Here is a 22,257-nt window from a genome sequence, read left to right as displayed (position 1 = left end):
TTTAGCTTTTCTCTAATCAATCGTTTCGTGGATTCTCATTGGACCGATACAAACCGTATTCGGCCAGATCATCCTCACCTAGCGTTTCTGGAAGTTCAATAGAACTGTTTCCCAGCGCAGATTCGATCATGCCCCATAACTTCGAGCGGTCATATCTTTGATGCACCCGCTCAAATGAGGTGGAAAGCAGTAATTGACGCGCTGCCGAAGGTTGACCCGAATCTAACAAAAGGCAAGCCTTTCGTTCAAGTAAATAGTCATCATCCAAAGAATCAACCCGTCCAAGCCACATAGCTCGTTCAACTAACGTTTCCTTTCCAAGCGCGGATAACGCAAGATCACGCTCAACGACGATTTGCGGATGAAGGCTCCACGCATGCGTCTTTATATCACGAAATGCTTCACAAGCTCCCTGGACATCGCCGACACATGCTCTTAACAATCGACCACGCAGCGCATGTGCAAAGTCTGCATCCATCCCAGTAAGGGCTTCGATTGCCTCAACGATTTGCCCTTTAGCTGCCTGCCACATGGCCAAGTAATATTGCCAAACTTCCCTAGTCGCCCCGTTGGAATTCGATATGACCCAATTCAACGTTTCGTCAAGGTTTTCCATACCTGAAGGAGGCCAAACATGGCCGATCGGGTCTGGAGGAGCTCCGATTTCATCGATGTCAAGTTTACGATAAATGTCCATCAAACGTATCCAAGGCTCGGTTTCCGGTCTCTCCACCCACTCGAATAGAGGAATGTCTTTCTGCAGCAACAACCGCGGCTTCGGCAAATTCAATTCGCGGATCTTCATAGGCACCTTCGTTGGAAACCAGAATTCTGTATGCATCCGCGTTTCACCAGGGGCCAAAATATACTTGATTGCCTGCTCTTTGATCGGCCCAGCCTGAATTTCCAAATAGGATTGCTTGCGAAGACCTGATACATGCGACCATGGCTCATGCCGTCCGATCCCGTATACCCATAATTTGATTCCCGGAACCTCCACTTCGTTTGCGATGTGGTATAAGCCACAACCCAGACTAGGCGTATAGGCGCCGAATGCATTGCAATCTGTAGTCATCCAGAAGAAACCGAGCATACGATTGAAATCGCTTATTGTGTGGTATTCCTGTGTTTCCCAGTCGATTTCACGGAGTCCGTCCCCATGCTGCAGCACCCTTCCGTTAGGAAAATGTATTTCCGTATCGGGCAGCGCCGCAACAGCCGCATTTGACCACGACATCCATGGATGCTCTAATTGCGTTGGATTGTGAAACAACGTACGCTGGGTCAGGAAGCAGTCATCTATCCCTAATGAAAATTCAACCGTCCACTGCATGCCGCAACGCACTTCCCGCTCCCCGCACCATAGGTAGGCACGATCATCAATTTGCTCGGCAAAGTACCGTACGGTTTCTATCTGCACCGGCGTATGGGAGATAGGGAAACTAACTTCGATTCCCCCGCTAATGAAAGCCATTCGCGGCAATATTCGGGCCGGCCTAACGGTTTCTGCCTGAAACAAGATCTCTTTGCCGCTTGCTTTCTCAACGATCGAATGGACCCTGCCCCCCAAATCGGGACATACCGTCACTTTCAAATGACGATTCTCCATCGAAACCATCTTAAAGCGACGCAGCGAAGGCCGTTTGGCAGTCTCGCAATAACTGACATAAGGATAAACGCCTTCCGGATCCCCGATTGTCGGTATGGGACCGCACGGCTGAAGTGAATGTTCGAGAAAGGTTTCCTCAAATTCGGTTATTTGGAGCAGGTCAACCACCTCACAGAATACTCATACTAGCAGCGTTCATCACTGCTAGTATGGTTGAATTCATTTACTTGAGCCCCATTTGTGCTGCCTTCTGGTTAACTTCCTCGATCGCTTTATCGACTCCTTTCTTTTTGCTATCGTCAATAAACTTGTCAAAAGATGCTTCAACATCCTCTTTGCTTGTGATGATCTGGGCGAATGAATCCTGCCAGTTGATGGCAAGTTTCAATTTCGCAGGTGTAGGCAGGATCGTAATCGCTACGTTCTCCTTCAGTACTGCCGCATTATATTTGTCTTTGTCGGCCATGTTTTGTTCTTTATATTTCGCAGGAATCTCCTGATGCAAGTTGACATCCGCATAGGAATCGAAGTCCCAATCCGCTAACCAAACCAATCCGATGTATGATTTGTATTTTTTGGTGAGATCCGTTGTAATCGGAACGAATTTATCGCCTTCTTTTTTGTAGTCTTTACCTTCAATGCCATAATGTCTAAAGTCTAGACCTTCCGGAGTCATCATCCAATTCATCATTTCTAGAACACGGTCTAACTCCTGATCGCTCGTCTGTGCACTGATCATCGTTCCACCGTCTGACATGGTCATCTGAGCGGAAGGTTTGCTGCTGCTATCCTTTTTTAGCGGTGGCAGAATCGCGATTGAGTTCAACGGATCCTTACCCGGATTCGCATCACCGAACGCTTTAAGCGTAGTGTGGTACCACATTGTATCCGCATTTCGGACCAAAGATCCTGCTTTATTTTGGGCAAGCTTGCCGATCGCTTCATTATGGCTGAGCTTCAAATATTCAGGGTCCAGGATCCCTTCTTTATATAGCTTTTGATAAAACTTCAAGGCTTCAATATTTTTGGGGGATAAGTAAGCAGGAATCCACTTTCCTTCTTCTTGTACCCATTTGGATGGATCGATTCCAAACATCGGGAACAAATTGTAATTTTTCCCGTTGAGCACCAAACCGATGGTATCATTTGCCCCATTCTTATCCGGATCTTTTTCTTTGAACGCCTTCAACATTTGGTAATATTCATCCATGGTTTCCGGGGGTTTGGTAATGCCGACATTTTGCATCCAGTCACTCCGGTAATAAATGTAATTTTGTTGAGCCTTATATAAATTCTTAAGGCTTTCCGGTCTCGGAATGAAGTAATTTTTTCCAGTCATTTGTTTGACCGCTTGGGCAAAAGGCGAATTATCGATTACGCCTTTGATTTTGGGATATTTATTCAAGATACTGTCCGGAATATCTCTTAGCAATCCTTGCTCTTGCCACTCAAATCCAAAGCCGTAGTTCGCAAAAAAGTGCGGCAAATCACCGGCGGCGGCGAACGTGTTCAACTGATTTTTCCAATTATCCCAGCTAAGCGTCACCGGCTTTACCTTCAACTTGAACTTATCCTGTATGAACTTGCCATACTCGTCTCCGTTTAGGTCCGCGAGATCCCAAAAGGCAATAGACGTTTCAACTGCTTTTTTCTCATCCTTTAATGCGCCGGTCGAGTCTGTGGTTGATTGGGCAGACTTACTTGAACACCCTGCTAATGAGGCAGAGAGGATTAATACGGCAGCCGGTAATACGATGGATAGCTTTAGTTTCATAACAATCATCCTCCAATAATGAGGTTCATTCTTTAATAGCTCCAAGAATGACGCCTTTGGTGAAATACTTTTGCAGAAACGGATAGACGCAGATGATCGGTACAGTGGCCACGATGACGGTTGCCATTTTGACCCCCTCTTCAAACAAGTTCCTTCCCATCATGATGGTCGTGCTTTGCACGCTGGAATTAGAAATCACCATCTCCCTCAATACGTACTGCAGCGGGTGCAAGCTGTTATCGCTGATGAACAGAAGGGCAAACCACCATGAATTCCAGTATTCAATTCCGTAAAACAGGGAGAACGTAGCAAGGACTGGCGCAGACAGCGGCAGGATAATCCGGAACAAGATATGCAAATCGTTGGCCCCGTCTATTTTCGCCGCTTCATCCAGGCTTTCGGGAAGCTGCCGGAAGAAAGTACGGACCACGAGATAATTCCAAGCATTAATCGCCATTGGAAGAATCATCACCCAAATCGTATCGCGTAAATGCAAATTTTTGATTAGCAGGTAGTAAGGAACGATCCCCCCATTAAAATACATAGTGACGATCACCAGCGTTCTGAAAAACTTCCCGCCCATCAGATTATCCTTGGATAAACCGTATGCCAACATAACCGTCATCAGCATGCTGTAAAGCGTCCCGACTATGGTAATTATGATAGTGACAAACAAGGAGTGTATAAGAAGTTGATCTTGAAAAATCGCTTTATATGATTCGAAGACAAAATGCCGTGGCCATAGAATGACTGGCCGGGAGAAAAATTCGGCATTGCTGACCAAAGAGGTCATGAGAACGCTCCATAACGGGTAGATCATAATGATGGACAACAAGATGAAGAACAGGATATTGCATACATCAAAGATGGACCCCGCCCTGAATTTCCAGCGCATTGCGTACCCTCCCCTCATCAAAAAATACTTTCTTGTCGAAGCAACTTGACTACCTGGTTTGCACCTACCAATAAAACCAAGTTGAGAACACCTTTGACTAAACCGATGACGACGCCATCCTCCATATGAGAGGTCCCAGAGGCAATTCCGACTCGGTAGACAAAGGTATCCAGAATATCGCCTACTTTATAGACACCCGGATCATACAAGTTGAAAATTTGATCAAAACCCGCGTTCATTACTCCCCCTATGCTGAGAACAAGTAGAATCGCGATGACGAAGGTGAGCGATGGCAGAGTAATGTGAATCACACGCTGGAACCGGTTTGCTCCGTCAATGATCGCCGCCTCATACAGATGTGGAGATATGCCCGCAATAGCGGCAAGATAGATAATCGTCTCCCACCCCATCGTCTTCCATATATGAGAAATAAAGATCAATGACTTAAAATACTCGGGACTTCCAAGTATCTTTGGCAGATGAATGCCAAACAAAGTTTCAAGAAGCTTCGGTAAAGTGCCGCTGGTCACGGAAAGCAAGTTAAAAATGATGCCTGCCATAATGACCCATGATAGAAAATACGGCAGGTACAAAAAAGTTTGCACCGTATTTTTGAAAAACTTTACTCGCAGTTCATTCAGCATCAATGCCAATATGATCGGTACTGGAAATCCGAAAATAATTTTCCCAAGGCTGATGACAATCGTATTCTTAAAAGCTACCCAGAAATCCGCATCATCGAACAACATTTGAAAGTGGTCCAATCCCGTCCAAGGACTTCCCCATATGCCAAGATTAAATTTGAAATCCTTAAAAGCCAAAATCAAACCATACAGTGGGAAGTAGGAGAAAATGAGGAAGAAAAGAATGCCGGGCGTAATCATGATATACAGATAACGATCCCGAGTCAGATTTTTGATGATTCTGTTTCTCTTGTGTTTCACCACTGTTGTTTCAATAAATACGGATGGTTGCAATTCCAACCGATTCACCCCCTCACTACTATTTTTTCGTTCCCTCTCACTTAAAGCGCTTACAAAATGATTGTAACAAAATGACCGCCTTTGCTATGGCGGGATTATGACATTTGCTTATATCGTTTTTTTGACATCTTTACAAGTAGATTTGTATTCTCCTGGAGTTTCTCCATAATGTTTCTTAAATATTTGAATAAAGTGGGATGATTGGGTATATCCAACGAGTCCCGCAATTTCTGATATACTGAACCAATTGGACTCAATCAGTTCCTTGGCTTTTTTCATTCTGCAGCTGGTTAGAAAATCCGAAAATCCTTGTCCTGTTTTGGATTTGAACAATCTGCTCAAATAGGAGGCATTGAGATAGTACCTATGCTTGGCAAGAAGATCCAATGAAATTTCGCATGCATAATTCTCTTTTACATAAGCGATAAGATCATTAATCAAATCTTGGTTTTCACCTCCCTTATGTTCCGTGGCAGGCAAACGTTCACATAACCGATCCACCAGACTTGTCAGCCCATCTACCAATTGATCCAGTGAAGCAAACTCATCGATTTCCTTTTTCGGCATATCGGAAATCATTTGAATATTTATTTCGCTCCGAAGAATAGCATCAATTCTAGAATGAAGCTGAACCAATTGCTTTACTGAGACTTGATTTTCTTCATAGAAATTAGTAAAAAGGGAATGGATAAGCCTCTTCACAACTACCGCTCTTCCTGCCTTTAGTTCCTGATGAAGTTTGTTTTCTAGTTCTTCCTTCCACTCATAGTCTTTTGACTCTTCTAGATCTTCATGCTCATATAGGCGGTTGGTCCCGTGACAAAGATGTTGTGCCAACGCATACTTCGCTTCCCTATAACCCATGGATAAGGAGGAGGCATCTGAATGTAACCGGCTAACTCCTAAAGAAAAACGTTCCGTCAGATTCGACAGTAAATCCCTTACTACATTCGCAGTATTCATCGATGGCACTTCATAACGCTCCCCGTACTTCGTGGAAAAGCAAATTCCAATCCACTCATTATGAATGACAGGATTAAGGAAACCATAACCTTCCCGATTTGACTCACTAACAAGCAGACCTTGAAGATGGAATTCCAGCGATTCAACATCCTGCTCTGACAGTGGACCGTAACTTTTGAAAACAATAACCCAGTACCCATTCGTTTTTTTGCGAATCTTCAACAATTCCGCAAGACTTTCATCCAAACGATTTAGTTCATAAATCGCGCTCGTCAGCCTGAAGGAGACCATTCTATTCAGCATTTTGGCGTACTGTTGTCTTTCCCGAATTCTTTCTTCCCATTTCTCCTTTAATTCGTTTAAACATGCATGTAGATCTTCTCTTTTTATAGGCTTCAAAATATATCGTTTGACATTAAAGCATATCGCCTTTTGCGCAAACTCAAAATCAGCATAGCCACTTAGGATAACGACAAAAACGGACGGATGGTTATCCATTACATAACGGCTCAGCTCCAAACCATCCATTTCCGGCATCCGGATATCCGTCAAGACAAGATCCGGTTCTTCCTGGGATATACTGGTAATCGCCTCATTTCCGGTTTCCACGTCTCCGGTGATAATGATGCTGCTGTCCCAGTCAAGAACCATTTTCACCAGTCTTTTTCTTGCGTAATACTCATCTTCCACAATCAACACTTTCATACTGTTCTCTCCTCATCCATGATTCTTGGCAGCACCAGGTGGACAGTCGTTCCTTTCTGATCTTCGCTTTCTATAGATAACCCGAAATCTTGTCCGTAACAGGCTTGAATTCTCCAATGGACGTTCAAGATTCCCACACTTCCTTCATGATCAACCGGTTTAGAGTCTTCCCGTTTTTCTTTGATTTTATCTTTGATCTTCGTCAACTGCACAGGGGTAATACCCTTACCATTATCTTGAATTGTGATAAGAAGATCATTACCTTCCTGTTTCACTGAAATACGAATCCAACCCTCGCCCTTCAATTGTTCGATGCCGTGATAGACGGCGTTCTCAACAATTGGCTGCATCAAAAATTTTAGGATACAGCATTTGTAAAGGGTTGGATCCATGTCGTAGTCTACGGAAAATTTATTAGGGAATCGCAGCTCCTGTATGGCGAGGTAATTTTTAATTTGTTCGATTTCATCTTTGATTGGCACGATTTCCTTGCCCTTAATATTGTAGCGGAACATATCAGATAGAGAGTTTGAGATCGTACTGATTTTCTCCACTCCCTCCAGGTCGGCGATCGAACTAATCAGATTCAAAGTATTATAAAGAAAATGAGGGTTAATTTGGGCCTGCAGCATCTTAAGCTCGACCTTACGTGCGTTCATTTGGGAAACGTATTCCCTTTCGATGCTCTCTTTTAAACGAATGGTCATACGGTTAAAGGTTTTGATCAGCAACCCCATCTCATCTCTTCTATCATCCTCGAATTTGATGACATTCAGGTGTCCATTGGCAACTTGCTTCATCCCCTCAATCAACCGGTTAATCGGCTTCAACATTCGTAAGGACATAATCCCTCCCGACAAAAGTGCGGCCAATAGTAAAAAGACAGTAGAAACAGTATAAAAATTGATATATTGATTAAAGGAACTTTGAATTTCGGAAACAGGTAAAAACTGCACCATATCCCAATTCATCGTGTCATTACGGCTTGCGACAAAAAGCAGTTCCTTCCCTCCTGTCTTCACCTTGAAGATATTTTCATTCGTCCCTGTCCTTTTTTCTTCAAGATTTTGGAGAATCTTACCCATGGCTTTATCAAACCAGATGTCTTCATAATTCGTGTTATATAAAACGGTTCCTTCCTGAACGATTAAAAAACCGTTTGGTTTATTAGCTTTTAATTTTTCGTGCAAGGCATCTTTAATCGAATAAAAATCGAGATTGATCCACACATATCCTATTGGTTCCATGGAAGGCATCGAGAGAAGCATTTTTGCTTCCGAAATCAAGGGCTTATAGCTGCCTTGGTAAACATTCGTAACAAACCTGCCGTTCTTAACCTTTTTCAAACGTTCCATCCAATCAATAGTCTGATGCTGGTTATAGATGTTGTAATCCTCCGTGCTTCCCGCACTGCTGTATATATTCCCGTTTTTACCATGAAAAGAAACACTTAAAATATACGGATTTAATTGAGATGCATGGATGATAGCTTGCGTTATCGTTCTTGCATCTTCCGCGTATTCCAATGGAGGCTGCTTATATTCTTTCATTAGAACTTCTGCCAATTTCACATCACTTATATGGAGTAAAGAGGCCCGCTCGGCATCCTTGATAATAATATCCATAGAGCGGTTGATTTGCTCATTCAGTTGTCTCATATAACTGATGTGGCTGTCTTGAATTTCATTTACTGCTTTGAAGCCAATTGTGACCAAGATCGCGGTAAGTGGGACGAATACAATAACGACAAAGACGAGCATTATTTTAGTTTGAAACCTCAACCCCAGTACACTATTTTCCCTCATAGCATCACCTTCACGTTTTTGATACGATCTGTCTCAAGAGAAAAGACAAACTGACAGGAACACGAATCCTCTGCGACACGATTATTTTACCATTAAATAGCCTTGAACAGGGGTACCTTTCCAATTTGTCATAACCAATCATAGATATTGAGCCATTCTATCGGCAGCCTTGTTTCTTACTGAACTATAGTACCTGTTAGTACAACTTGATGGCTCCTCGGAACCTTTCGTTTTTCGCTTATATAGGGGTAATAAGGGGGTTGCAGACAAGGAGATTGACATCGCACGTTTAGTAGGCGGCCGTGTACCGATCGCCAACTGGAACCTTCAGGATATCGCTTCAGCAGCCATATCAGCTGGCGAAGTACTTGCGAACATACATGCGTTTACATTTACAGATTCGGGATTTTTCGGGGAAAACCTTAGAGTCAGAGACCATCTCAACCTAAACATATTGGTTCAGCAAAAAGCAAAGGGTTTCACAAGTCTCAGCTGTTCTCGACTGGGAAGATGCATTTTCTTGGAAGTTCCTATCCAAACTAGAAGACTTAGTGGCCCTATGTGATATGCTGAATAATTCCACGCTCAATACTGCTAAACGTGCGAACGACCTAAAGAGCTTGATTGCACGCACAGTCCTAGCCTCTAGTTGAGCAATTCTCCCCGTTAAGTAGTAAGGCTGCCGTTCTGAACTGCGGCAGCCTTTTGGTTATTGAACTCTCGTTTCCCTTCAACAAAAATTATTTTCGTCCCAATCGAATTGAGTACCAAATATTTGGGTCTTTCTCTGGAGCACACGTACCCTTTACAACTTGGAACATTATTTCTCCAATCAGGAAGAGATCTTCTCCTCCTTAGAGGGCTTTGCAAAAAAATGCGCACCCCGCCTCGGCAGCAATTCTGTTGCTACCATAACCCCAAAAATAATAAGCACCGAGCCCCCAATCTGTGACCAAGTCACAGGTGTCCCGAGCAAAGCAAACCCGACAAGCATCGCAACGAAGGGCTGCAAATTCAAAAAGATAGCCGCTTTGGCTGCACCGACCTCTTTGATTTGCCGATTCCAAAGAAGTCCGCACAACCCTTGCATCAGCAGTGCGGTCGCAATGGCAAGAAACCACGCCCATAGCGGTGCCTGCCATATGGCATTTACCGGCTCCACCAACGTAGCAGCTATGATTTGCATAGCACAACCGATGAGAGTCGAGTACATGGTTGCGCTAAACGGATCGATACGCTCAATCAGCTTGCGCATCATAATAATTGAAGCGGAAAAGGTCAACATAGCGATAAAGATCAGCCACATCCCAGGTGTAATCTGGAACGGCTTACCAACTCCCACCACGCAATAAACCCCTAGCACCGCAATGACGGCACCCCCGGCTACCCGCTTGGTCAGCGGCTCCCTAAGAAATAACCAAGCTAGAATGGCGGTTGTAATAGGTGCAAGTGATAAGATTAGGGAGGCCGTCGTTCCATCCACAGATTTTATTCCGGTAAAAAAAGCGGTTTGATTTGCAAGCGTTCCTATCAGGCCTAGCGGAATTAAGAGCTTCCAATCCGACAGCTGCAGGCGAACGGAATTTCTCGTAAGCAGTGCGTATCCTATAAAAAATAAGGATGTAAAGGAAAGCCGGATAGCCGAAAGGAGCATGGGCGAAAACTGCTTCACTAAAATAGCCCCGAATACAAAGTTGCTGCCCCAGAACAAAATACACACAGAGAGCAACAAATACGATTTCATTTTCATCTGGAGGTTCCTTTCCTTCCCGTTCAAGACACACTATCCTTCAGTTTACGACGATTGGGCCAGATGTTCAATATACAATTCAAGGGTTTGTCACAGCCAACCCCTTTTTTCATGTAAACGCATCATAAGACATCTCGTGAAATGCCTGATTAACAAGTTTGATGAATTAAATAAAAAAAAGAGCTGCCGATGCAGCTCCATCCTCTACAGAATCAACTTAAAAATCTTCGACTCTGCCGGTTCCAAGCGAACGCTTATGTCTCCTGTTGACTGAAGGGCGGTTTCCTCCCAAAGATCATGCAGCCAATACGTCGTATTTTTGGGCAGACCCAAACGCTCAAAGGATATACGTTTCTCAACCGTTTCATCTTTATTAAAGTTAAACACGGCTATAAAACAGTCGTCATCTGCCATTTTGAAAAAAACATGATCAGAAGCAGCATCGGTATTTCCCTCAAGCGGAATGAAACTTTTTCCTGCCCTTGCAATTTTTAGCAGCTCAGGCCGGGTCAACCAGTCCTCTGCCCTGGTTCTTGCTTCCTCATTACGGAAATCGTCCCCCATGAGAAGAACCGTTCCGGCAATAAGGGAAGCGTTTAGACGACTCCTGCCTTCCTGTACCATCGTAGATTCTTGGTTGAAGCTCTTATATAGTACGGTATGGTCAGGATCATTGAAAGGAAATATGGTCCCATTCATCCACCAACCATATGTCAGTGAATTCAACATATACTCCGTATCTTTCAGAGTACCGAAAGCATCACATGAAATGCGCCTGCTATGAGCGTATTGATGTGGAAACATCGGCGCGATGGACAAGTTGATGAAGAATGGACGTCCGACAACCCTGGGATCAAGCCTAGTCTTGATCAACGCCATGCCAAGATTGTACGCTTGAAGCCCTGTACGCACTTCCTTATCGAAGTGCATCCCTTCCAAAGCGCCATGTCCAAGGAAGTCGAGCTTGATGTACTCGAAACCCCATCTGACAAAACGTTCAAGATGCCACTCCGTCCGCATCAGATTGCCAGGGTGCGTAGGATCAATCGCATGTCCGCCGTCTAAATCGGGTAAAATATGTCCCTGTTCATCACACAGCAGGAGATCTCGGTACGTAAACTTGCCGTCCGTACCTTCCACAACCCGATCGAAATCGTTCCCCCAGAAGGCAAAAGGTGTCCAATAAATGCCGGGCTTTTGTCCATTGTCACAAACGTGGCGCACTGCGTCTTCGAGCTGCTGCTGTGTTAAGTTCGTCCAGAAGGAATCAAAGTTTATATAAACCGTCCCCTGATGATGAAACCCGCCATCGTGCAAGCTCTTTAAGAAGTCCGACGTATGGATGTAAAGCTCGTAGTCGAGTTCCCCTCCTGCGGCCGACCAGCTATTCCATCCGAACGGAACTCCGTGTTCCCATTGAAGAGGAGGGATTACCACAGCGTTCGCTTTTCCGTATTCCTCCAGTCCGGTTCTGTAATCCGGATACATGCCCACAAAGATACGCGGCGAAGCAATCGTTTTGCCGATCAACGTACCATGAGGAATCGTATCGCGCGTATACTCTCCTGCTGCTCCACCGTATACCTCCAGATGGTGTATAGCCGCTCCTTCATGTCCGACTACTTTCAGACCCGTTTTCCATGTATCATGTGTAACAGAACCAAGAACTAGCCCTTTTCTCGATGCAGGTTCGAAAATAGCCGTAACCTCGTAGCTTTCCAGTTGGTTGGGCATGGCGATAGATTCGTAACGTACCCACTTGTCGTTATCGAAAGGCACCAACAGAGCGCGCAGCTCCTCTGCCGCCATTTCCAAAGAAATCGCTGAGGATCCCTTAGCTGCATCCACTGTCAATGGAGAAATATAGTTTGTTTCCCATGCTTCCGTTTCACCCTCCAGCTCGACCTGCACGAAAAAGCAGGGTACTTTTTCATATATCCAAAACGTCTGCGTCATGGCCGGAAGAGACTCAGCTGTATGAATCACAGAAAGCTTACAGCCAGTGCCGAAATCATCACGGATCATTTGAGTGCCGCTAGCTGCCAGTTTGTGCTCCGAATATTCGGTCGAAGCAACGTATTTGCCACCGATCCGCGCTGCGCTGTAAGCGCCGCCCAGTCGGTTTACGGAACCCCATTCATAATCGGTTAATCCGCTTGCCAGATCAATGATAATTCGGCATAACCCATTCTCTCCAACCACTTGCCCGTTCAACTCTTGAAAAATCACTGTACTGGATATCATGATTACCCGCTCCTTCATGCTTATAGACATTTAAATGAAGAAGGAAGCCGGAACAGTGCCTCGGCTTCCTGATCTGCATCCACTCTTATTTCCAAAGATCCAAGCGTTTCTTGTAGTTGTCGTTTATGATTTTCTCCACTTTCTCATCGCCTGCTGCCTTCATATCGGCAAGCATTTTATCGAACAGAGCGGCTGCATCCGTATCTGTTTTGGAAATGATGACTTTCGTAATCGTTTGGCTCATAATATCTGAAATCTTCTGGCTGACAAGCGCATCCGGGGTGCCGCCGGCAGGGCCGAGATTATCATAAGCCGACGTTTCCCAAGCCGTATCGGACAAGTTCTTCAATGCCATCTGGTCGATCTCGCCACGCTGGTAACGGCCCGGCAAATCAAACGGTGTACCGTCGGAGCCTTTACCGTTCTTCACGAACCAAGTCCATTTGCGAATACCTGTTTTCTTTGCGAAGTTATCCCAATCGTCTTTAAAGCCTTGAAGAACTTCCGGACGCGGCGTATGCTTGCCGTCCTTCATATCCCAGTGCACACCCTCTATCCCCCACATGAGAAGATATTGGCCTTCTTCGCTAGCTAGGAAATCAATGAGTTTCATCGTTCTTTCTGGATTTTTATTCGTCTTTGTGATCGCAATCGCATCCCAACCGAGCGAGCTTTTTGGCCCTAAGGTCGTTTTTGACGGGTCAACGCCAGGTCCCACAAGCTTATACGGATAAAGCTGCTTTTCAGGTCCGCCTTCTTTCTTAAGCACACCGTTAGGCGTACCGAAATCCCAATAAGCGCCTGGCGATGCAAATACGAGTCCGTTAGAAATTTTTTGCTCCCACGTTTGCTTCTTGTTGACAGGCCATTCCGGATCAATTAAGCCCTCTCGGTACAGCTTATTCAAGTACATCAGCATATCCTTATATTTCGGATCCTTCACATCGTACTTCAGTGTTCCATTATCTTCGTAGTATGTCTTCATCCCCCACATGCCTTTAAACGTTCCAAGCACAGCGCCCATATTTTCACCATTGAAGCTCATCGGGAATACGTCTTTGCCGTCCACTTTGCCAAGCTTTGTTTTAAAATCCTTCAGCAGCGCCTCGAATTCATCTGCCGTGAACGGCTTTCCACCTTCAGCTTTGTCCGGAGCAATCTGTTTAAGCCAATCCTTGCGCATATTTATGCCGAATACAGGCTCATTCTCCGGGCCGTACCAGTTAGAAAGATAGTAGTTTTTCCCGTCGGTAAACCGTGTCTTTTTCAAAGTGTCCCCATACATTTTCTGCACGTTGGGACCATATTTCGCAATCAGATCATTCAGCGGAATAATCGCCCCTGCAGCGATGTACTTACTAACGATATCTCCTCCGCGGTCCATTAGCACAAGATCCGGCAGATCGCTGCTGGCGAGCATCAGATTCAGCTTTTCGGAAGGATTGCCCGTTGGCTGCTGAATTTCGATCGTAACGCCCGTCCGTTTCGTAACTTCTTTGGCAACCTCGTTCGTGAAGGCGTCGCCTGTATTTTTATCAAAGAAAGTCATTTTAATCGGTGTCAGATCGTTTGCTTTGTTTTCGGTTGTGGCTGCTGGCTTATCACTTGACGAAGCCGTATTTTCTTTTGTAGAGCAACCGGCGATGACGGAACCCATAAGAACCGTTGAAAGCAGCACGTTGAATGTTTTCCTGGTCTTGAACATGGAATAAATTCCCCCTTGACTAATTGTATTGGAAACAGCTGATTATATTGCTTAATGTGCTATCGTCCACTCTGGGGATTACGCTCCCAACCACCGCCTTTCAAGATGAGAAAGCTTGACTAGGCTTTAATTGCTCCAACGGTCATGCCTTTGACAAAATACTTTTGCAAGAACGGATAGACAATAACAATGGGCAGTGTTGCGACGATCGTTGCCGCCATGCGGATCGAATCTGATGATACGGCGAGGCGTTTGGCTGAATCTGCCATTTGCTGCGCATCCGACACCATGGAAGACGTCTGATACTGATTCAAAATTTTGACGAGAACCGCCTGTAATGTCTTCAGTTCAGGCTTATAGGTGAATACATAGGAATCGAACCAAGAATTCCAATGACCGATCGCCGTAAACAACCCTATCGTTGCAAGCACCGGCGTTGTTAAAGGCAATATGATCATGACGAAAATTTGCAGATCGTTCGCACCGTCCATCTTCGCTGACTCGTCTAATTCCCCAGGAAGCTGCTGAATAAATGTGCGTACCAATATCATAAAAAACACATTCATAAGACCTGGCGCAATGTACACCCAGAAGGTATCAATAAGGTGCAGGCTCTTTAAGATCATATAGTAGGGGATTAAGCCGCCGCCGAAGTACATCGTGAATATGAAGAAAAGTGTGATGAACTTCCCACCGACCAAATCACGCTTGCTTAGCGGATAAGAAAGCAGACAGATGACCAGAACAGCGAGAGGCGTGCCGATCAGTGTGCGTGCTAGAGTTACTTTGACCCCATTAATAATTTCCTGATCGCCTAAAATCTGCACATAGCTTGTTAAGGAAAACACCCTCGGCCAGAAATAAACGCCGCCCCGGATCGTATCCTCTGCACTGTTGAGCGACAGCACAAGAATGTTCCAGAAGGGGTAGAACGTTGCAATAAACACCAGAAAGAGGAACACATAAACGAACCAGGCGAAGACGATATCGCCACTAGATCTTGTTCTCATTCAGACCCACCCTTTCCTATCTTTCTTATTAGAACAAAGATTGCTGATTCATTCGCTTGGAGAGTGTATTGACGCTGACGACCAGGATGAAGGCTATGACCGATTTGAACAGCCCAACCGCAGCGCCATAAGAGAACATGCCGTTCTGAAGTCCGTATCGGTACGTATAAGTATCGATAACGTCCGAATATTTCAAGATGGTGTTGTTTTGCAACAAATACTGCTGATCGAACCCCGCGTTCAAGATACCTCCTACTGACAATATAGCCAGAATAACGATCGTTGGGCGTAAAGACGGAAGTGTGACGTGAAACATTTGACGCATGCGGCTGGCGCCGTCAACTCTTGCTGCTTCATATAGTTCGGGATTAATAGCGGAAATTGCAGCCAAATACATGATTGCGTTAAACCCCATATCTTTCCACATATTGGATACGGCTATGATCCCCCAAAAATAATGACCGTTTTGGAAAAATTGCACCGGTTGCTCCGTGAGGTGGAAGAGCATCAACAACTTGTTGATCAGCCCCTGCGAGGATAGCAGCGTTATGATGATGTTTGCCGCTATGACCCAAGATATAAAGTGCGGCAAATACGATACCGTTTGTACCACTTTTTTGAATAAGCCGGTCTTCACCTCATTGATCATTAAGGCCAGCAAAATCGGGGCCGGAAATCCAACTAACAGAGATAAGAAGCTTTGCGCAATCGTATTGCGCATGATGATATAAAAATCACCGCTTGTAAAGAAGTACCGAAACCACTCGAAGCCGACAAACTTACTTGTAAAAAACTGGTGGAAAAAGGAACCTCCGCCGGGCGAGTAGTTGATGAACGCCATGTACAAACCGAACATCGGACCATAGGAAAATAAGATGGTAGAGATGAAGGCGGGCAGGATCATTAAGTATAAATATTTTTGTCCTTTCATCCTTCTGAGTCGCGCTTCCATATGTATAACCCGCCTTTTCCAGGCTGCGGCGGCTTGTGCCGCTCAGTAACAACCATAATTATTTTGTATTATATTCTCATTATAGGAATGAGCAGAAAACAATTCCATACAAGCATCTTCAGAATCATATTCCAAATGAACGATCCTTTTGCGAGGTCATTGTTTATTTGAGTTATACGTTTTACAATAAAATAGGTAATATCAAGCGTTTAGAAAGGTGGGAGCGCTTTCAATGTACAGCATACTGCTTGTAGACGATGAAAAAATGGAGCTCGAGATGCTGGCCGATTACGTTCGTTGGGGGGACATGGGTATTCGTGTCGCTGGTACGGCGAAGAACGGCAGAGAGGCGCTTCAGCGCATGGAAGAGCTTCGTCCTGATATCATATTAACAGATGTCCGTATGCCCATTATGGACGGACTGGAATTCAGCAGACGGGCCAAACAGATCAATCGCAATGTCCAGATCGCATTTCTTAGTGGTCACGATGAGTTTCACTATATTAAAGCGGCACTGTCCGTGGAAGCGATCGGCTATTTATTAAAGCCCTTTGATATGGGAGAGCTCCAGCATTTAATGGAGAAAGTCAAACAGAAGTGCGAGGAATTTCGGATTGCCTCCCAAACCTCGGAAGTACTAAAGGAATCCTACCTAAGGGAAATAATCTTGGAAGGCAATCTAATGGCTAGATCCCAATGGATTGAGAAACTATTGCTGCTGCCATCCATGATGCCTTCTAGCGGTTTTTTTCAAATTTTATACATAACGATTGACCCTATCAGCAAGTATGGTTTGGAGGTCGTGACACTTATCCGCAATTTCGCGCAGGCTGAAATACCCCGTTCCTTTCTCTGTCAAATCAAGGAAGGAACATTCGTCCTTCTCTGTCACAAGCCTGATACTCCGTCCATAGAACTTTGCCTTGCAGCGGAGCAACTGATTCGGAATGTAAACGACAGAAACGACGCCATCCTTTCAATCGGTGTATCCGACGTTGGTATGGGCTTGGAAAGCCTATACGATTTATGTGCAGCTGCCAAACGAGCGAATGAAAGCAAATTTTATTTCGGCTTGGGATCGTGTACAAAGGCCGATGAAGCTGTTGTGCCGGTGTACAAAGACGTGAACCCTGAATCGGCAATTGCATCGCTTTGTCATGCCATTTCCCACTTGCAGGAATCTGCAGCTATCACCGTGATTCAAGACTTCTTCGACGCAATGCGCACCTCAAAGGTAGAGCGGGATCTGGTATGCTCAAGCTCATTGCGTCTTATTACGGCCATTGAGCAGCATTTTGCCAATTTACTCGGAGATGGCTCTGTCAATTCCATGTATGTCGACGATTGGAAGCGCATAACCAATTATTCAACCATAAATGAAATCGAAGATCACATCCTAGATGTAAGCCATGCAATCCTCGCTCTTTTGAAGGATAAGGATAAGGACAAAAATCTTCGTATCACTCAACAAATTGCAAGTCTCATTGACCGCAGCTTCAGCAGACAGCTAACCATCGAGGATATCGCTAAACAAGTGTATCTGTCACCCAATTACGTACGAACCTTATTTAAGGAAAAAACAGGAGAAACAATATTGGAATATTTGACACGTGTACGGATTCATCATGCCGCTGAACTGCTAAAAGACAAATCCAAAAAAATCCATGAGATTGCTGCATCCGTTGGATACGAAAACGTCTCTTATTTTTGCTCAGTGTTTCAGAAGTTCAAAGGAACGACCCCCAACGAATACCGGAAAAAACTTTTATGATACAAAGACGATTGCCAATGCCACTCCGGTTTTTAGCCAAAACGTTTCTTAATCTCAGTTTGCACCGCAAATTGTTCGCTGTCTTTTGCATCGTTTCGATTTTACCATTGTTATTTTTCGTAAAATATTCCTATGACACGACCACACGGGAGTTAACGACGCAAATCTATACCAATATGATTGCAACAACAGATCAAATTAACACAAACTTGGAAACGAAGCTAGATTCCTATTCGAGAATATCTGCATCCATTTATTTGGATAATACGCTGCGCCTGCTGCTGACCAAAGATTACACCGAAAACAGTACAGAGTACTTGGATTCGTACATTTATTTCAATAATGTGATTAATAATATACTGGCCACGAATCCCGACATTCGGGCGGTATCCATCTATACGAACAATACGACATTTCCTGCGGACAGCGTATATATTAAGCGAATTGATGATGCAGCAAAAAAAACCAATTGGTACGAGTCCATTGCCCATTCTTACGGTAATGTGACTTACAGCGTTTCCGCAAGAGCAACTGAAACTGAACCCGTATTCAAGCTGGTGCGTTTGCTCAATAACAACAGCCTTAACTTTCCTTACGGTATTCTTACATTCGACATTGCCGAAGCCGACATTTATCGGCTCATGGAAAAGGAAGATAAGCAAAAAGATATTTATATCGTTAATGAGAGCGGCAATATCTTATCTAACCGCAACAAAGCGCTTTTGAATCAAAATATCGGCACACTGATCCCCGGTACTTTCGGCGAGAACAAGTCAGGAAGCTTCGACAGCATGTACAATGGCGAGAAATCGCTCGTCGTTTACAATACGATCAAGAATGGCTGGAGGACGATTTCCGTTATTCCATATAAGAGCTTTATTACAAACGCTCAAATCGCCTCCAAGCGAATTCTATTCATTGCTTTGTGCAGCATAGCTATCTCCGTTGTTTTGATTTATATAACCGCACGGTTCTTTACCAAACGCATCGAATCCCTGCTTCAAGTCATTCGACGGGTTGAACGGGAAGATTTTAATGTCAACATGAAGTTTATGGGGCATGACGAGATTGGCCAGTTATCATTTGCATTTAAAAAAATGACAGGTCGCCTGAAAGAACTTATCAATGAGGTCTACAAGAAGGAGATTTCGAAGAAAGAAGCGGAAATGAATATGCTGCAAGCCCAAATCAATCCGCATTTTTTATACAATACGTTGGCTTCCATATCAGCATTAGCCGTTAAGCACAGTGATAACACAATTAGTGAAATGGTCTCACATCTGGCTAAGTTTTACAGGATCTCCTTAAATAAAGGAAAAATGATATTGCCCATCATTGAAGAAATCAAACTCACCAAATATTACATCGCCATCCAGCAACATAGGTTCGAGGGACTGCTTCGACTCCATTATGCGATTGACGATTCCGTACTTGTTTATCAGACGGTCAAGCTGGCGTTACAGCCATTTGTCGAAAACGCCATCAATCATGCCGTTTGGGACGATGAAGTGGGAATTAATATCATCATCAGGGTGTACAAGGATGATCGCGATATTTATCTGGAAGTGATCGACGACGGAATGGGCATGCGAGCTGAAACACTGGAACGTGCACTGAATAAAACCGACAACGTCTCGGGGTATGGGATTACCAACGTTGACCAGCGGATCAAATTAGCATTTGGTGACGAATACGGTGTTACGCTTTATAGTAAGTTCGGCATCGGGACAAAAGCGCAAATTCGTATCCCGCTGCACGGTATTAGTTCATAAGCATGATTAAAAACAAAGGGCTGTCCCCAAAGTAGATAAATCTACTTGAGGACAGTCCCTTTTTCTTACGGTTATTTACTGGCATTTTGAATGAAGTAATCGATGTCGGAGATTGGTATCGATCTGCACCTTATACGTACTGGCCGTTACATTGCCGGCCAAATCCGTCCCGGTTATTTCGATCCCATGGTTTCCAATGGCTAAAGCTGCAGGAGCGGCTTTGATTGGATTGTCCGTGATTGTCTTATCCAGTTGAACGGTGCTATTGCTTATGCCGCTTAACGCATCCGTGATCTGAACAGGCAGGCTCAACGGATCTGTTTTGCCAGATTGTAAATGGATCAGATATTCGGACAACGGGTACTGTGCGATCAATGCCTACAGTCACTTGCTTGGCTTCCTCCACACATCATCGCGGAAATGTGCGGCTATGCAGATATTTAGTAAATCTTGATAACGAATACGGGCACTCCGCAATATAATAAATCAACTTGAAAAAGGAAAAGGAGCATCCACTATGTACAAAAGAATTCTTCATGACGGGAAACTTTGTTACGGCAAGCATGCTATGTTCCACCTTGTAAACTGCAATGAACATATTTTAAGCATAGAAGCGGTTCAAACATTTATTACTGCGTTGGTGCAAGAAATCAAAATGGTAGCTTTTGGCGGATGTCAATGCTTTCGCTTCGGTGAAGGCGACGAAATTGGATTATCGGGCGTTCAGTTAATTTATACAAGCAGCATCACTATACACACTAACGATCTGCATCGGGAGGGTTATTTGGATGTATTTAGCTGCAAAGATTTTTCAGAGGATCAAGTCACTGATAGCATTAATAAATTTTTCTTACCTGAGCGCGTTGAATGCCAAACAATCTTCAGAGAATAAGGGCAGGTTTTACCCGGACCATTTCGACCAGCATCCGAACGAACCTACCAAAGATATATTTGCTATCAACTATAATCCAAAGTATGGCGAAGGCGTGATTGCAAAAACGTTTTTTCGCAAAGGAGAACTCATTTTCCGTTTTCAAGGTACCTTACTGGATTATCAAACCCTCTATACTTTACAACAAAAACAGGGAGTATATATTGAAGACCCCTACTTTATGGGTAAAATATTACATTGCTGTGACCCCAACACCTCTGTCGATATGGAAGAGCAAGTATTTTGGGCAATTAAAGATATTAAGCCCGGTGATTTTATTACGATGGATTACGAATCTACAGAAGATAAACTGTTCAGAAGTTTTCATTGCCAGTGCGGATCCCACAAATGCCGCAAGCTGATCTCGGGAAAAGGGACACATGCTTCTCCTACCGAATAAAAGGAAAAAGGAGTTCCGCCCATACAAAAAAACATAATTCATTTCAATCTGAGGATGAAATAGGCAGTTTACAAGTTCTACTCCCACGTTTGATATTATGCAAAACTAACAACCTAAATCCAGTCGAACACTTGACTCAGGCTTCTTTAATGGGTTTATTCTAATATTTTCTAATTGACTGGGGTAAGTTCAAAAAGAGGATTATCCTTATATTATTATAGATGCTAGAACCTTTATACTAAATCTATTGTCGGTAGTTCATTAAGAGCTGTTGTCGGCTGTATAGCTTGCCCATTGGCACGGACCAATGTGTAGTATTCATAGTTACCGATTACTGTGTAATCTGCGTGCATGACGCCAGGGTAAGCCCGATTTAAAGAGTACACCTGACTCTTATGTGCTCGTAAAGCCTGCCCCTTTTGGATTCGGTAGCCGCTTATATCTACTTTACCTGTGATGAGACACCTATTATTGGGCCCCGAGTCCTGGCAATGGTCGTAATATTGAGGAATGGACGTATAAAAGAACGTTGGAAGTTGAGATGAAGGATACTCATCTTCCGCGGAAATGACAGCCTTTTCTGTAGCCCGTGAAATGGCAATATGATCAGGATGCCCAGTTACCCCATCTGGAGGGAACGTCAGGATCACATCAGGCATTAGGTCTAAAATCGTCGTTTTGATTTGATTCGCTAACAAATCAATGTCCTGTTCAATTAAAGTCCCATCAGCAAAACGGTATAAAATTAAATTAGAAATTCTCAGAATTGAACTAGCTTCTCGTAATTCTTCTTCACGATGCATGATCAGTTGTTCTCGGGAGTTAAATTGAAACTCTCCAGATCTTCCCTTACATCCCGATGTAGCGCAAACCAGAGAGACCTCATGTCCAAGGTGATGAAGCTTAGCTATGGTTCCACCCGCCGCAAATGATTCATCGTCAGGATGGGCAAATACGAATAATATTTTCTTCTTCAATCACCTTCAAC

Annotated in this window: 17 protein-coding genes; 4 read left to right on the top strand and 13 right to left on the bottom strand. The window is 44.2% G+C overall.

Features of this window, described 5'->3' with window-relative positions:
• Nucleotides 1-16: 16 nt before the first annotated feature.
• The 11 genes from BLT91_RS14630 to BLT91_RS14580 form a co-directional block, all read right to left on the bottom strand.
• Nucleotides 17-1,777 (bottom strand): DUF5107 domain-containing protein, encoded by a 1,761-nt coding sequence (locus tag BLT91_RS14630; protein ID WP_090822092.1) that lies wholly within the window; start codon nucleotides 1,775-1,777, stop codon nucleotides 17-19.
• A gap of 55 nt (nucleotides 1,778-1,832) precedes the next feature.
• A complete protein-coding gene (locus BLT91_RS14625) occupies nucleotides 1,833-3,383 on the bottom strand; it encodes a type 2 periplasmic-binding domain-containing protein (protein WP_090822090.1) in 1,551 nt (516 codons plus the stop codon).
• Nucleotides 3,384-3,408: 25 nt separating this feature from the next.
• Nucleotides 3,409-4,278, bottom strand: a complete 870-nt coding sequence (locus tag BLT91_RS14620) for a carbohydrate ABC transporter permease (protein ID WP_175532307.1) — start codon at nucleotides 4,276-4,278, stop codon at nucleotides 3,409-3,411.
• Nucleotides 4,279-4,295: 17 nt separating this feature from the next.
• Complete coding sequence (locus tag BLT91_RS14615) at nucleotides 4,296-5,261, bottom strand: ABC transporter permease (protein WP_254776956.1); 966 nt, start codon at nucleotides 5,259-5,261, stop codon at nucleotides 4,296-4,298.
• 108 nt (nucleotides 5,262-5,369) lie between these two features.
• Nucleotides 5,370-6,929 (bottom strand): response regulator, encoded by a 1,560-nt coding sequence (locus BLT91_RS14610; protein WP_090822086.1) that lies wholly within the window; start codon nucleotides 6,927-6,929, stop codon nucleotides 5,370-5,372.
• Nucleotides 6,926-8,734, bottom strand: a complete 1,809-nt coding sequence (locus BLT91_RS14605) for a sensor histidine kinase (protein ID WP_090822084.1) — start codon at nucleotides 8,732-8,734, stop codon at nucleotides 6,926-6,928. Before BLT91_RS14605 ends, BLT91_RS14610 begins: the two co-directional genes overlap by 4 nt.
• A gap of 832 nt (nucleotides 8,735-9,566) precedes the next feature.
• Complete coding sequence (locus tag BLT91_RS14600) at nucleotides 9,567-10,484, bottom strand: DMT family transporter (RefSeq protein WP_254776955.1); 918 nt, start codon at nucleotides 10,482-10,484, stop codon at nucleotides 9,567-9,569.
• A gap of 204 nt (nucleotides 10,485-10,688) precedes the next feature.
• Complete coding sequence (locus BLT91_RS14595; protein WP_254776954.1) at nucleotides 10,689-12,728, bottom strand: alpha-galactosidase; 2,040 nt, start codon at nucleotides 12,726-12,728, stop codon at nucleotides 10,689-10,691.
• An 85-nt stretch (nucleotides 12,729-12,813) separates the two neighbouring features.
• Nucleotides 12,814-14,433 carry an extracellular solute-binding protein gene (locus tag BLT91_RS14590; protein ID WP_090822080.1) on the bottom strand — a complete coding sequence of 540 codons (1,620 nt, stop codon included), beginning with the start codon at nucleotides 14,431-14,433 and terminating at the stop codon, nucleotides 12,814-12,816.
• 119 nt (nucleotides 14,434-14,552) lie between these two features.
• Entirely contained in the window at nucleotides 14,553-15,443 is an 891-nt protein-coding gene (locus BLT91_RS14585) for a carbohydrate ABC transporter permease (RefSeq protein WP_090822078.1), read from the bottom strand.
• Nucleotides 15,444-15,471: 28 nt separating this feature from the next.
• A complete protein-coding gene (locus BLT91_RS14580) occupies nucleotides 15,472-16,374 on the bottom strand; it encodes an ABC transporter permease (protein WP_368086805.1) in 903 nt (300 codons plus the stop codon).
• 253 nt (nucleotides 16,375-16,627) lie between these two features.
• On the opposite strand from BLT91_RS14580, the gene BLT91_RS14575 reads away from it, so the two are divergent.
• A complete protein-coding gene (locus BLT91_RS14575) occupies nucleotides 16,628-18,166 on the top strand; it encodes a response regulator transcription factor (RefSeq protein WP_090822074.1) in 1,539 nt (512 codons plus the stop codon).
• A complete protein-coding gene (locus tag BLT91_RS14570) occupies nucleotides 18,163-19,938 on the top strand; it encodes a sensor histidine kinase (RefSeq protein ID WP_090822072.1) in 1,776 nt (591 codons plus the stop codon). The genes BLT91_RS14575 and BLT91_RS14570 overlap by 4 nt, the downstream gene beginning before the upstream one ends.
• Nucleotides 19,939-20,013: 75 nt before the next feature.
• Here BLT91_RS14570 and BLT91_RS14565 read toward each other — a convergent pair whose 3' ends face one another.
• Nucleotides 20,014-20,295, bottom strand: coding sequence for an Ig-like domain-containing protein (locus BLT91_RS14565; RefSeq protein ID WP_217635227.1), 282 nt, complete (start codon nucleotides 20,293-20,295; stop codon nucleotides 20,014-20,016).
• Nucleotides 20,296-20,455: 160 nt separating this feature from the next.
• Between BLT91_RS14565 and BLT91_RS14560 the strand changes: the two genes are divergently transcribed.
• Nucleotides 20,456-20,830: an S-adenosylmethionine decarboxylase gene (locus BLT91_RS14560; protein ID WP_090822068.1), complete on the top strand. Its 375-nt coding sequence runs from the start codon at nucleotides 20,456-20,458 to the stop codon at nucleotides 20,828-20,830.
• Complete coding sequence (locus tag BLT91_RS14555) at nucleotides 20,802-21,269, top strand: SET domain-containing protein-lysine N-methyltransferase (protein WP_090822066.1); 468 nt, start codon at nucleotides 20,802-20,804, stop codon at nucleotides 21,267-21,269. Before BLT91_RS14560 ends, BLT91_RS14555 begins: the two co-directional genes overlap by 29 nt.
• A 233-nt stretch (nucleotides 21,270-21,502) precedes the next feature.
• Here BLT91_RS14555 and BLT91_RS14550 read toward each other — a convergent pair whose 3' ends face one another.
• Nucleotides 21,503-22,246 carry a PIG-L deacetylase family protein gene (locus BLT91_RS14550; protein ID WP_090822064.1) on the bottom strand — a complete coding sequence of 248 codons (744 nt, stop codon included), beginning with the start codon at nucleotides 22,244-22,246 and terminating at the stop codon, nucleotides 21,503-21,505.
• Nucleotides 22,247-22,257: the final 11 nt, after the last annotated feature.

It is taken from the genome of Paenibacillus sp. yr247, from assembly GCF_900103825.1.
GTDB lineage: Bacteria > Bacillota > Bacilli > Paenibacillales > NBRC-103111 > Paenibacillus_E.
This window is presented reverse-complemented; position numbering and strand designations above follow the sequence as displayed.